The sequence below is a fragment of the Methylobacterium sp. Leaf100 genome, assembly GCF_001422845.1.
Taxonomy (GTDB): domain Bacteria; phylum Pseudomonadota; class Alphaproteobacteria; order Rhizobiales; family Beijerinckiaceae; genus Methylobacterium.
This window is the reverse complement of the sequence record NZ_LMMW01000056.1, coordinates 161871-173925: the sequence shown is the minus strand read 5'-3', so window position 1 is coordinate 173925 and position 12055 is coordinate 161871. Positions and strand designations below refer to the sequence as shown.

Genomic DNA, 12055 nt, shown 5'->3' with positions numbered 1-12055 from the left:
GGCTTCGAGGACCGGGACGCCAGCCTTACGGCCACGCTTCTGGCCGGTTCATGAACGCCACGGCCCGGCCGACCCGGCAATGCGGAACGGCGTGAATCAATTGCTCCTGTGCCGGCTCCAGCGCCGTGTCCCGGGGACACCGTCGGGGCAAGCGATGCTAACCGATCTTGCCGAGCCGAATCAGCAACGCTTCGATCCGCTCGCCCACGGGTTCGGCCGGATCCGCCGGATAGAAGGCCCGCAGGGTGTGGCCGAGGTGGCGCCGGACGTGCGGCGCCAGGGCCGGCGGACGGCGTACCGAACCCGCCTCCGTCGCAGCCGCGGCATGGGAGCCATGAGATCGTTCGCCGTGCGTCTCGGGCATTCGAAAAGCCCCCTCTCGCCGCGTCGTCACGACAGCACCGGATCGGCGTGGTCGGACCCGGCGACGATCGCATAGCAGGGTTAAGGATGCGTTTCCGGCGATCGGCCACCGGTCCGCCGCGACTCGGGCGACAGGCGCGAAATAAAAGCGTGACCGTTGGATCGAAGAGAAATGGCGCGGTGCCAGAGACTTGCGTCCGCCCCCCCATTCCGACGCGGCCCGCCGCCCGTTTTCGCGCCGCTGTCAAGTGGTAGACGTCGGCATCGCGGCTGGTTTACATCTTTTACTCAGGCATGAGCACTCCCTACGCTCAGCCACCTCGCAGTCTGGATGAGGTCAAATTGAGTGGCATGCAAAGTATTGCAATGACCGAACGCGAGCGGGATACAGTGATCGCTGCGCTGCGGTATTATCAATTCTATCGTTTGCAGGGAAATCCATTTAATCCGCAGCAGGATCATTTGATCGACGCCATCGCCGGGCATTCCGGCGAGGCCCTGGACTTGGCCGCCATCGACGACCTCTGTGCCGGCCTCAACGGCAACAAGCACGCCCTCAGCGCAGCCGCCTGAGGGGTGCCGCCCGGCCCGGCGTCTCGTCGGACGAGACGACGGTCCTTGCGTGCGGAGCCCGCCCGTCCGGGCCGCTCCGCCGCCCGCTCAAGGGGCCGCGTCGAGCTGCTGCTTGGCGCGCCCGAGGGCCTCCCTGCAACCCTTGGCGTCGCCCTTGCCATCGGCGGTGCGGGCCTCGTCGAGGGCGACCTTGGCCTGCATCGCCTTGTCGCCGCCCTTGCCGGCCTCGGCCGACTTCTCCGGTGGCGTTGTGGGGTGCGTGCTCGGATTGCCGCCGGACGCCCCACCCTCGCCGCCGCGCGCGCCGGCATCGGCCTGGCCGCTCGTGGAGGCCGAGATCGACTCCTTGGCTTGATTCTTCACCTTGCCCTCGAGGGCCGCGATTTCGTCCGCGCAGGGCGAGGCGTGGGCTTGGCTCACCGCACCCGCGAGCGTCGCGGCGAGGAGGCCGGCGGCGAGCCAGGCGGGTCGTGTCGTGTTCGATGGCATCGTCGAATCGAATCCCGATACAGCAGCGAGGCGCCGAAGCGGCGGCCTCTTCCCCGGGTCAACCCGCCGGGAGGCGGGACGGCTCCGGCCCGGATGGCGGAACCACCGTTTTTCGTCGCGCCCGACCATGAAAAAGGGGTGCCGCGCGATGCGACACCCCCGTTTCTCGTGCTGTCCATCGTCGTGAAGTTCCCGGAGAGGCACCGGCCCAGGGCCGGGTTCGTCGCGGCGCCCCGAGGGGCGTCCGCTCAGGCGCTGAGCTGGTCGCGGATCGGCAGTTGCCGGATGCGACGGCCCGTGGCCGCGAAGATCGCGTTGGCGATGGCGGGGGCGACCGGCGGCACGCCCGGCTCGCCGACGCCGCCCAGCGGCCCCGAGAAGTTTGGGTTCGGCAGCAGGTGGACGTGGATCTCCTTCGGGGCGGCGTCGATGCGGGTGATCTCGTAGCCGTCGAAGTTGTTCTGCTGGGCGCGACCGTCCTTGAACGTGATCTCGGCCGAGAGCGCGAGGCCCATCCCCATGACCACGGCGCCTTCCATCTGCGACCGGATGCGCTCCGGGTTCACCTGCGGTCCGCAATCGACGGCGATGTCGACGCGCTTGACCACGACCTCGCCCTTGGCCCCGACCTCCACCTCGGCGGCGACCGCCGTGTGGGTGACGAAGCTGTAGTGACCGGCGATGCCGAGCCCGGTGTTCTTCGCCATCTTGCGGCCCCAGCCGATGCCCTTGGCCGCCGCCTCGATGACCCCGCGCAGGCGTGCCGTGTCGATGGGGTAGCGGGCCGGGTCCTCGCCGTAGTTCCAGACATCGCCGAGCGTCGTCGGATCGATCTTGCGATCGGGGCCGATGAGGGCGAGCAGGTACTCCTTCGGGTCCCGCCCCGCCGCATGCGCCAACTCGTTCACGAACGACTGGATCGCGAAGGCGTGCGGGATGTTCGAGACCGAGCGGAACCAGCCGATGCGCACGTGCGCGTCGGCCGCCGGGTTCTCGAGACGGATGTTGGGTACGGCGAACGGCGTGTTGGTGAGGCCCATGCCGAGCTCGAACGGGAGTTCGTTCTTGGCGCCCGCCGCGAAGATCGACCCGATGGTGGGGGCCGCCGAACGGTGGAGCCAAGCCACCGGCATGCCCTTGTCGTCGAGGCCGGCTTCCAGGCGCTCCACCGAGATGGTGTGGTAGTAGCCGTGGTGCAGGTCGTCCTCACGGGTCCAGGTCAGCTTCACCGGGGCGCCGTCCACGGCCTGGGAGCACAGGGCCGCTTCGAGCACGTAATCCGGCTTCGACTTGCGGCCGAAACCGCCGCCGAGCAGGGTCTGGTTGACCCGCACCTTGTCGGCCGCGAGATTCAACTTCTTCGCCAGCCGGTCGTGGGTCGCCTGCGGCGCCTGGGTGCAGGCCCAGGCCTCGCAGAAACCGTCCTTGATCCGCACCACGGCGGCCGGCGGCTCCATCGGGGCCTGGACGAGGTGGGGCACGAAGTATTCGGCCTCGACCCGCTTCTTGGCCTTCGCCATCGCGCCGTCGACGTCGCCCTGGTTGCGCACGACCTTGCCGGGGGCACGCACCGCCTTCTCCAGCTCGCCCCGGAAGGCGACGGAGTCGTAGGAGGCATTGGGGCCGTCGTCCCAGGTCACTTTGAGGGCCTCGCGGGCCTTCATGGCCGCCCAGGTGTTTTTCGCGATGACCGCAACGCCGCCCAGCGGCTGGAACTCGACCGGTGCCTCCGGGGCGTCGATCTTGAAGATCTTGACGACGCCCGGGACTTTCTTGGCCTCGGTGTCGTCGTAGCTCACCACCTTGCCGCCGAAGACCGGCGGGCGGGCGACGAGGGCGTAGAGCATCCCGTCGATCTTGGTGTCGAGGCCGTAGACGGCCTTGCCCGTGGTGATGTCGCGGTTGTCGACGAGGCCGATCTTGCCCTTGCCGATGTACTTGAAGTCCTTCGAATCCTTGAGCGTCACGGATTCGCGGGCCGGCACCGGCAGTTCGGCCGCTGCCGCCGCGATCTCGCCGTAGCCGAGGCTGCGCTTGGATTTGGCGTGGGTGACGACGTGGTTCTCGGCCTTCACTTCCGAGACCGGCACGTTCCACTGCTTGGCGGCGGCCTGGACCAGCATCAGGCGGGCGGCGGCCCCGGCGTGGCGCAGGTGCTGGAAGAAGTGGCGGAGCGAGCGCGACCCGTCCGTGTCCTGGTTGCCGAAGCGGGTCTCGTCGCCCCAGGCCTGGGCGACCTTCACCTTGTCCCAGGTGGCTTCGAGTTCGTCGGCGACCACGAAGGCGATGGAGGTGCGAACCCCCTGGCCCATCTCGGCGCGGTGGCAGGTCACCGTCACGGTGCCGTCGGGCGCAATGGCGACGAACACCTTCGGGTCGTCCTGCCACCCGTGCGGCATGGCATCGGCGCCGAATTTTTTCGGCTCGTTCGCCTTGTCCTCGGCTTTCGCCGAATCACGCCACGACAGGGCGAGCACCAGGGCACCCATGCCGCCCAGCATGGCGCGGCGGCTGACATTGGCGAGGGCCGTCGGGGCGGTGTCTTGGGTCGCGGTGGCTTCGGCCATCATCTTCGAATCGTGGATCACAGGCGCTCTCCCTTGGCGGCGGGGGCAGCCTGGCCGGCGGCCTGATGGATGGCGGCGCGGATGCGCGGGTAGGTGCCGCAGCGGCACAGGTTGCCGCTCATGGCCTCGTCGATCTGTGCGTCCGTGGGCTTCGGGGTATCGGTGAGGAGCGAGGCGGCCTGCATCATCTGCCCGCACTGGCAATAGCCGCACTGGGCGACGTTGAGGTCGCGCCAGGCCGCCTGGACCGGGTGGTTGCCGTCGGGGGACAGGCCCTCGATGGTGACGACGGCCTGACCCTCGGCGGCCGAGACCGGCGTGACGCAGCCGCGCACGGCGGTGCCGCCGACATGGATGGTACAGGCGCCGCACAGCGCCTGGCCACAGCCGAACTTGGTGCCGGTGAGACCGACCTCGTCGCGCAGGTACCACAGCAGCGGCATGTCGGGATCGCCGTCGAAGCTGCGTTCAGCCCCGTTCACGGTGAGTTTGATCATTGGTCTGTCCTATCCTGAATCGGGCGATTCCGGCGGTCGTGGACCGTCGGGCCGCCCGTCTGGGTCGCGTGGTCGGCGTCCGGGCACGCGATCCGTGTCGCGGTCCCGCATCGATCGCTCGCGCGGAGAGCCCCGGCTTCCTGCAGGAACGGCAACCGCCACCGGACGGCGGCGGCATGGGCGGCGCGGCGGGCGCGACGTCGTTCTTCGGAATGAGACCAATTAAATGCAGCGCGTGCTGCAGTGCAACGCCGGAGGTCCGATCCGGCTCCCTGACCGGGACGATCCGGCACTATGGATGTGCGTTGGCGCACAAACTTCACCCGCGCCGCTGCGACCGCGGGCCGCGATCGCACGTGAGGGGCAGTGCGTGGGGCGGCGATCGCGGTCTCAGGTCTCGACCAGACCCGCGCTCGATCCCGACGCCTCCGAATCCCCGGCCCCGTGCGGCAGGGCGAGATACTCCGAAGAACGCATCTCGATGAGGCGCGACACCGTACGGTCGAACTCGAAGGCCTCGCGGCCGTCGGTGGCCGTGTAGAGCCCCGGCGGCTCGGCCGCCGCCGAGGCGACGAGCTTCACGTGGGCATCGTAGAAGGTGTCGACCAGGGTGATGAAGCGCTTGGCCTCGTTGCGGGTCTCCGCGCTCATCACCGGGATGTCGGCGAGGATCACCGTGTGGAAGGCCCGTGCCACGGCCATGTAGTCGGAGGCCCCGAGCGGCTGCGCGCAGAGATCCGCGAAGGTGAAGCGCGCCACGCCCGCCGCCTCTTCCGGCACCGGCACGTCCCGCCCCTTCACCCGCACGGTGGCGGGCCTGCCCCGGGCCTTGCCCGTGAGACCCTTGAAGGCGCGGGCGAGGGCCGCCTCGGCCTCCGCGTCCGCGGGCACGTGATAGACCGAGGCGCCCCCGAGCTTCTCCAGCCGGAAATCCGTGCGCGAATCGAGGCGCAGGACGTCAACGCGGTTCTGCAGCTCGGCGACGAAGGGCAGGAACAGGGCCCGGTTGAGGCCGCCCTCGTAGAGCCGGTCGGGCTCGACGTTGGAGGTCGCCACCACGGTGACACCCCGCTTGAACAGGGCGTCGAACAGGCGCCCCAGGATCATCGCGTCGGCGATGTCGGTGACGGTGAACTCGTCGAAGCACAGCAGGGTCGCCTCGTCGGCCAGCGCGTCGGCCACCACGGGGATCGGATCGTCGCCCTTCGCCGTGCCGGCCTTGAGGGCCTGGCGGTGGGCGTGGATGCGCTCGTGCGCGTCGGCGAGGAAGCCGTGGAAGTGCACCCGGCGCTTCGGGCCGGGTGCCGCCTCGTGGAACAGGTCCATCAGCATGGTCTTGCCCCGGCCGACGGAGCCCCAGATGTAGAGGCCCTTCGGCACGGCGGCCGGATCCGCCTTGCGCCCGAACAGCCAGCCCAGCGCGCTGCCCTTGCGGGCGCGCCGGCGCCGGCCGAGTTCCTGCGCCAGACCGTCCAGCGCCCGCACGAGGTGGACCTGCGCCGGGTCGCGCTCGATGGCGCCCGACGCCACCAGGGCCTCGTAGCGCTCGAAGACCGGACCGGGGGAGACCGCGCCCGAACGGGCGTGATCGGACGGCGCCACGGGGGCTGATGAACTCACGACGGTAAGCCTCGACGCAGGGGCCGGGACCGGGACGGGCGGCCCGCACGATCCGGGTCTGCCGCGCGTCCGGGGCCGGATCAAGCGGGGTGATTGGTATGCCAGCGACAGGGCCGGCATGACGTTTTGCTGCATTGCACAAATCGGGTGGCGATGCCACATCTGCCCGGCCTTGAGGGAGGCAATGCCCGGATTCCGGCGCGCCGCGGCGCGCCCTCACGCCGGAGAGGCATCACCATGCCCGAGCCCCGAATGCCCGAATCCCGAACACGCGAACCCCGATCGGAACCGCGCGCCCTGCACCCCGTCATCCGCCGCCTGTGGCCGAGCGATGCCGCGGCGGTGGAGGCCTACTTCCTGCGCCTCGATCCGGAGACCCGCGCCAACCGCTTCATGGGCACCTTGAGCGACGCGGCCGCCCTGGCCTATGCGCGCCGGGCCCTGAGGATCGACGGCGTGGTGTTCGGCGGGTTCGTCGACGGCACCCTACGGGCCCTCGGTGAGCTGCGACCGACCCGGGCGCCGCCGTCGCGCTACCGGCTCGGCGCCGAGGCGGAGGCCGCCTTCGCGGTGGAGCGCGGCTACCGGCGCAACGGCCTCGGCCACGCCCTGTTTCGCCGGATCGCCGGGGCGGCGCGCAATCGCGGCGTACGCGACCTGCGGGTGCGCTGCCTCAGCCGGAACCGGCCGATGCAGAACCTCGCCCTCCGGGTCGGCGCCGACCTGCGGATGGCGGACGGGGAGGCCGAGGGGGCGCTTCACCTCGCCCGGCCGACGCCCGTTTCCCTGTGGCAGGAGAGCGTCACCGAGGCGTTCGACTTCACCCTGGCGCTCGCCGCCGCGTGAGGCCACACTGGGGATCACGCTTTCGAGAGTGGCTCCCGCCATGCGCCCCACCCTGTTCGCCACCGCCGTCCTGCTCGTCTCCTCCGGCCAAGGGTTCGGCCAGCCGCGGCCGGCCATGCCGGAGATGATCTGTGCCGAGGCGGCCGGCCTCGTCGCCCGCACGGGCGCCATCGTGCTCACGACGGGGCCGTTCACCTACGCCCTGTTCGTGCGCGACGGCGGCTTCTGCCCCCTGCCGGAAACGACGCGGCCGGCCTTCGAGCTGACGCGCGACACGCCGCGCTGCTTCGTCGGCTACACCTGCCACGACCGCTTCACCGAGGGCGGCGGCCGCGAATAGGCATCGCAGTCCCGACAGGACGCGTCACGGCCAAGCTGCCATGTTGCGGCCAAGCCCCGTGCCGATGCTGGCGGCAACGCCCCGCGGGGGGGGCCGGCACCGAGGGGCCACACGCATGAGCACCAGCGATCACGTCGCGCGCCAGCCCGGCGACCTGCGCCTGCAGCGCTCCGTCGCCGACACCCTGCGGACCATCGCGGCGGCCTGCGCCGAGCGCGACGCCCCTCCGGTCAAGGCGGCCCGGCGCCAGCTCGCCGCAATCTACGGCGCCACGCGCCTGAGCCGCCGCCGCGACGGCCTGCGCGCCACGGGCTGACCTATTTCGCCCGCTCCGGCCGCACGGCGAGCCAGATCGTGTGGCGGGCGCCCCGCCCCCGCCCGGCCCGCACGGACACCGCTTCCACGGCGAACCCGGCGCGGACGAGGCGCTGGGTGAAGGCCGGATCGGGATGGGCCGACCACACGGCGAGCACGCCGCCGGGGCGCAGGGCGTTGCGCGCCGCAGCCAGCCCGCCCACGTCGTAGAGCCGGTCGTTCTCCGCCCGGGTCAGCCCCTCGGGGCCGTTATCGACATCGAGGAGGATCGCGTCGAAGGCCAGCGCAGAGGACCGGATCAGGGCGGCGACATCGGCCTCCCGCGCCTCGACCCGGGGGTCGGACAGGGCATCGGCGGAGATGTGGGCCAGGGGGCCGCGCCCCCAGGTGAGCACCGCCGGCACCAGTTCAGCCACCACCAGCCGCGCATCCGGCCCCAGGGCGTCCAGGGCCGCCCGCAGGGTGAAGCCCATGCCGAAGCCGCCGATGAGGACCTTCGCCCCGGCCCGTCCGCCGATCCGCGCCGCCGTCAAGGTCGCCAGCGCCTCCTCCGAGCCGCTGAGGCGGCTGTTCATCAGGTCGTTGCGGCCGATCCGGATGAGGAATTCATGGCCGCGCTGGAGCAGACGCAGCTCGTCGGTTGTGCCCGGGATCGGGGCGGTGTCGAGGGCGACCCAGGGAATCACGGCGAACCTCGCGGGCGTCAGAACAGGCGTGGCGCCCGGTACCACACCCGGCGCACCGCGCCCAACCCGGTGCACGCCGGCCATGCCGCACCCGTATTCGCCTTCGCCGCGCCGATCGCCTATATCGGACCGATTCCAGATCGAAGGTTCCAAGACCATGGCGACGGCGTCGTTCGACACCGCCCGGGGCGACGCGAGCGCCGCCCCCGCAATCGAGAAGCTGCCCGAGTTCGCGCCGGAGACGACGCCCCTCGGCGGCCCCCTCGGGCGGTCCTCCCTCGTCGGCCTGACCCGGGACGACCTCAAGGCGCGGCTTGGCGCCATCGGCGTGTCCGAGCGCGAGCAGCGCATGCGGTCGGGCCAGATCTGGCACTGGGTCAACGTGCGCGGCGCCAAGCACTTCGACGACATGACCAATGTCGGCAAGGGCCTGAAGGCGGATCTGGCGCGCGCCTACACCCTCGACCGGCCGGAGGTGATCACCGAGCAGGTCTCGCGGGACGGCACCCGCAAGTGGCTCATGCGCATGGCGCCGACGGGCAAGCACGACCACAATCGCGGCGCCGAGATCGAGTGCGTCTACATTCCCGGCCGGGGCCGGGGCACCCTCTGTGTCTCGAGCCAGGTCGGCTGCACCCTCACCTGCTCGTTCTGCCACACGGGCACCCAGCGCCTCGTGCGCAACCTGACGGCGGCCGAGATCGTCGCGCAGGTGGTGGTGGCGCGCGACCACCTCAACGACTGGGCCGGGCAGAATCCGACGCCGGCCGGGGCCGACGAGGTTCGCCGCGCGGTGACCAACATCGTGTTCATGGGCATGGGCGAGCCCCTCTACAACATCGACAACGTCATCGATTCCGTGGGCGTCATGGCCGACCAGGAGGGCCTGGGCCTGTCGCGCCGGCGCATCACCGTCTCGACCTCCGGCGTGGTGCCGCAGATGCAGCGCCTCGGCACCGACGCCCACGCCATGCTGGCGATCTCGCTTCACGCCGTGCGCGACGATCTTCGCGATACCCTGGTGCCGCTCAACCGCAAGTATCCGCTGGCCGAACTCATCGCCGCCTGCCGCAACTATCCGGGCCTCAACAACGCCCGGCGCATCACCTTCGAATACGTGATGCTGAAGGGCATCAACGACACCGACGCCGATGCCCGCGAGCTGGTGCGGCTGCTCCAGGGCATTCCGGCCAAGATCAACCTCATCCCGTTCAACCCCTGGCCCGGCAGCGTCTACGAATGCTCCGACTGGGAGCGCATCGAGCGCTTCTCCGAGATCGTCTACGACGCCGGCTACGCGTCCCCCGTGCGCACCCCGCGCGGCCGCGACATCCTCGCCGCCTGCGGTCAGCTCAAGAGCGAGACCGAGAAGCTGCGCGCCCGCGCCCGGATGATGCTGGAGGACGGGATCGGCGCCGAGGGCGTCTACGCGGGCGCCGACGACGGCGACGACGATTGATGGCCTGACACCCCCTTCCCCCTTGCGGGGAGGAGGGCCGCGTTTCCAACACATCCAAGAGGGCGTCACCATGCGGTTCCTCGGCCGCGTCTTCGTCGGATGCCTCGCCCTGCTCCTGGCGATCCCGTGCGGCGCGTTCGTCCTCGGGCTGGGAGCCATGCTCGATCCGGTCTCACGCGACGTGCTCGGGAGCCTCGGGCTCGCCGGCCTGTTCGAGGGGCTGAACGACCTCGCCTCCGGAATCGGCCCCGAGACGATTCTGTTCGCTCTCGCCGCCTTCGCCCGCGCCCTGTTCCTCCTCCTCGTGCTGCCGCCCGTCGCCCTGGCGGTGATCGGCGAGACCCTGAACTGGCGGTCCGCCGCCTGGTACGGCGCCGGCACGGGCCTCCTCACGGCGCTCGTGCCGTGGCTCGCCCGGTCCGCGGCCCGCGCCGGCGACACGCAGGCCTTCGCCCAGGAGGGTCGCATCACCGCCATCCTGTTTCTCACGGGCGCGGCCTCGGGCCTCGTCTATTGGCTGGTGGCGGGCCGCTTCGGCCCGCGCGACGGAGCCGTGTGAATGCGCCGCCAGACCCCAGTCCTCGCCCTCTGCCTCCTGCTCGGCCTCCCCCACGCGGCGTGGGCTCAGGCGGATTCCTCGCCGATCCAGTCGGACACCGCCCGGATGCTGCCGGTACTGGCCGCGCACGGCATGGTCTCCTCGCAGGAGGCGCGGGCGACGCGGGTCGGCGTTGCGATCCTCAAGGCCGGCGGCAACGCCGTCGACGCCGCCGTGGCCGTGGGCTTCGCGCTGGCCGTCACCCTGCCGCGCGCGGGCAACCTCGGCGGCGGCGGCTTCATGATGGTGCATCGGGCGAGCCCCGCCGAGACCGTGGCCATCGACTACCGCGAGACCGCCCCGGCGGCGGCCCGCGCCGACATGTTCCTCGACGCGCGGGGCGAGCCCGACCACGCCGCCTCCACCCGCACGGGCAAGGCGGTCGGCGTGCCCGGCACCGTGCGGGGCTTGGCCGAGGCGCACCGGCTCTACGGGTCGGGCCGCTTCACCCTCGCCGACCTCGTCGCCCCGGCCGAGCGGCTGGCCCGCGAGGGCATCGACGTCGAGGCCGGCCTCGCCGATTCCCTGCCCCGCGCCGTCGACCTGCTCGGGCGCTGGCCGTCGAGCCGAGCGATCTTCTTTGCCGGCGACAGACCACTCCGTCGCGGCGAGCGGCTGGTGCAGACCGACCTCGCCGCTACGCTGCGGGCCATCGCCAAGGACGGCCCCGACGCGTTCCACACCGGCCCCATCGCGGTGGCCATCGCGCGGGCCGTTCAGGAGGCCGGCGGCGTCGTGACGGCGGAGGACTTAGCCGCCTACCGACCGGTGATCCGCCAACCCGTGCGCGGTACCTATCGGGGCCTGTCCATCGCATCGATGCCGCCCCCGAGTTCGGGGGGGATCCACCTCATCGAGATCCTCAACATGCTGGAGGGCTTCGATCTCGCCCGGATGGGGGCGGGCAGCGCCGACGCGATCCACACCCTCGCCGAGTCGATGAAGCCGGCCTATGCCGACCGGGCCACCTGGCTCGGCGACCCGACGCGGTCGCAGATCCCCGTCGAGGGGCTGACGGCCAAATCCTACGCCGAGGGGTTGCGCGCGGCCATCGACCCGGCCCGCGCCCGTCCGGCGGCGGAGGTAAAGGCCGGCGATCCCCTCCCCCACGAGTCCGACCAGACCACGCATTTCTCGGTGATGGATGCCGAGGGCAACGCGGTCTCGAACACCACCACCCTGAACTTTTCCTACGGGATGGGCCTCGTCGCCCCCGGCACCGGGGTGCTGCTCAACAACGAGATGGACGACTTTTCCGCCAAGACCGGGGCGCTCAACGCCTATGGCCTCGTCGGCGGCGAGGCCAACGCCGTGGCGCCGGGCGCCCGGCCCCTGTCCTCCATGACGCCGGCCTTCGTGTTCCGGGACGGCAAGCTGCTCCTCGTGACGGGGAGTCCGGGCGGCAGCCGCATCATCTCGACGGTGCTGCAGACCATCGTCAACGTCGTCGATTTCCGCATGAACCTGCTGCAGGCGGTGGCGGCTCCGCGCATCCACCACCAGTGGCGCCCGGACGTGCTCACGGTGGAGGAAGGCGTCTCGCCCGACACCCTCGCGATCCTGCGGGCGCGCGGCCACCGGGTGGTGGTGGCGCCGGCCTCGGGCTCGGCCAATTCGGTGATGACCGCGGACGGGCTCGTGGCCGGAGCGGCCGACCCCCGCCAGCGCGGCACCCTGGCGGAGGGGTACTGAGGGGGGCTCC

Annotated in this window: 13 protein-coding genes; 7 read left to right on the top strand and 6 right to left on the bottom strand. The window is 71.2% G+C overall.

The genetic code is table 11. The features are described 5' to 3' along the window. Positions 1-157 precede the first annotated feature (157 nt). A complete protein-coding gene (locus ASF25_RS18350) occupies positions 158-364 on the bottom strand; it encodes a hypothetical protein (protein WP_056172368.1) in 207 nt (68 codons plus the stop codon). A gap of 350 nt (positions 365-714) precedes the next feature. On the opposite strand from ASF25_RS18350, the gene ASF25_RS18345 reads away from it, so the two are divergent. Then, entirely contained in the window at positions 715-936 is a 222-nt protein-coding gene (locus tag ASF25_RS18345) for a hypothetical protein (protein WP_056172371.1), read from the top strand. Between the two features lie 87 nt (positions 937-1023). Here the strand turns inward: ASF25_RS18345 and ASF25_RS18340 are convergent, their stop codons facing one another. The 4 genes from ASF25_RS18340 to zapE form a co-directional block, all read right to left on the bottom strand. Beyond that, positions 1024-1425 carry a hypothetical protein gene (locus tag ASF25_RS18340; RefSeq protein WP_056306339.1) on the bottom strand — a complete coding sequence of 134 codons (402 nt, stop codon included), beginning with the start codon at positions 1423-1425 and terminating at the stop codon, positions 1024-1026. Between the two features lie 248 nt (positions 1426-1673). Beyond that, entirely contained in the window at positions 1674-4013 is a 2340-nt protein-coding gene (locus ASF25_RS18335; protein WP_056172378.1) for a xanthine dehydrogenase family protein molybdopterin-binding subunit, read from the bottom strand. After that, entirely contained in the window at positions 4010-4489 is a 480-nt protein-coding gene (locus tag ASF25_RS18330; protein ID WP_056089887.1) for a (2Fe-2S)-binding protein, read from the bottom strand. The genes ASF25_RS18335 and ASF25_RS18330 overlap by 4 nt, the downstream gene beginning before the upstream one ends. A 390-nt stretch (positions 4490-4879) precedes the next feature. Beyond that, positions 4880-6109 carry a cell division protein ZapE gene (zapE, locus tag ASF25_RS18325; protein WP_244473087.1) on the bottom strand — a complete coding sequence of 410 codons (1230 nt, stop codon included), beginning with the start codon at positions 6107-6109 and terminating at the stop codon, positions 4880-4882. 237 nt (positions 6110-6346) lie between these two features. Between zapE and ASF25_RS18320 the strand changes: the two genes are divergently transcribed. From ASF25_RS18320 to ASF25_RS18310, 3 genes are all read left to right on the top strand, one after another. Further along, a complete protein-coding gene (locus tag ASF25_RS18320; RefSeq protein WP_244473086.1) occupies positions 6347-6955 on the top strand; it encodes a GNAT family N-acetyltransferase in 609 nt (202 codons plus the stop codon). 40 nt (positions 6956-6995) lie between these two features. Further along, a complete protein-coding gene (locus ASF25_RS18315; protein ID WP_056306335.1) occupies positions 6996-7295 on the top strand; it encodes a hypothetical protein in 300 nt (99 codons plus the stop codon). Positions 7296-7410: 115 nt separating this feature from the next. Beyond that, entirely contained in the window at positions 7411-7611 is a 201-nt protein-coding gene (locus tag ASF25_RS18310) for a hypothetical protein (RefSeq protein ID WP_056266684.1), read from the top strand. Position 7612: 1 nt separating this feature from the next. On the opposite strand, the gene ASF25_RS18305 is transcribed toward ASF25_RS18310, so the two are convergent. After that, on the bottom strand, positions 7613-8296 hold the full coding sequence (locus ASF25_RS18305; protein ID WP_056267089.1) for a spermidine synthase: 684 nt from the start codon (positions 8294-8296) through the stop codon (positions 7613-7615). 157 nt (positions 8297-8453) lie between these two features. Between ASF25_RS18305 and rlmN the strand changes: the two genes are divergently transcribed. The 3 genes from rlmN (at position 8454) to ggt (ending at position 12045) form a co-directional block, all read left to right on the top strand. After that, positions 8454-9755: a 23S rRNA (adenine(2503)-C(2))-methyltransferase RlmN gene (rlmN, locus tag ASF25_RS18300; RefSeq protein ID WP_056172397.1), complete on the top strand. Its 1302-nt coding sequence runs from the start codon at positions 8454-8456 to the stop codon at positions 9753-9755. A 70-nt stretch (positions 9756-9825) separates the two neighbouring features. After that, on the top strand, positions 9826-10314 hold the full coding sequence (locus ASF25_RS18295; RefSeq protein ID WP_056172400.1) for a hypothetical protein: 489 nt from the start codon (positions 9826-9828) through the stop codon (positions 10312-10314). Then, entirely contained in the window at positions 10315-12045 is a 1731-nt protein-coding gene (ggt, locus tag ASF25_RS18290) for a gamma-glutamyltransferase (RefSeq protein ID WP_056306333.1), read from the top strand. The last annotated feature ends 10 nt before the right edge of the window (positions 12046-12055 follow it).

Bases quoted from the DNA above. Each gene is read 5' to 3' on its own strand.
- ASF25_RS18350 (WP_056172368.1), bottom strand. From the start codon at position 364: ATGCCCGAGACGCACGGCGAACGATCTCATGGCTCCCATGCCGCGGCT.
- ASF25_RS18345 (WP_056172371.1), top strand. From the start codon at position 715: ATGCAAAGTATTGCAATGACCGAACGCGAGCGGGATACAGTGATCGCT.
- ASF25_RS18340 (WP_056306339.1), bottom strand. From the start codon at position 1,425: ATGCCATCGAACACGACACGACCCGCCTGGCTCGCCGCCGGCCTCCTC.
- ASF25_RS18330 (WP_056089887.1), bottom strand. From the start codon at position 4,489: ATGATCAAACTCACCGTGAACGGGGCTGAACGCAGCTTCGACGGCGAT.
- ASF25_RS18320 (WP_244473086.1), top strand. From the start codon at position 6,347: ATGCCCGAGCCCCGAATGCCCGAATCCCGAACACGCGAACCCCGATCG.
- ASF25_RS18315 (WP_056306335.1), top strand. From the start codon at position 6,996: ATGCGCCCCACCCTGTTCGCCACCGCCGTCCTGCTCGTCTCCTCCGGC.
- ASF25_RS18310 (WP_056266684.1), top strand. From the start codon at position 7,411: ATGAGCACCAGCGATCACGTCGCGCGCCAGCCCGGCGACCTGCGCCTG.
- rlmN (WP_056172397.1), top strand. From the start codon at position 8,454: ATGGCGACGGCGTCGTTCGACACCGCCCGGGGCGACGCGAGCGCCGCC.
- ASF25_RS18295 (WP_056172400.1), top strand. From the start codon at position 9,826: ATGCGGTTCCTCGGCCGCGTCTTCGTCGGATGCCTCGCCCTGCTCCTG.
- ggt (WP_056306333.1), top strand. From the start codon at position 10,315: ATGCGCCGCCAGACCCCAGTCCTCGCCCTCTGCCTCCTGCTCGGCCTC.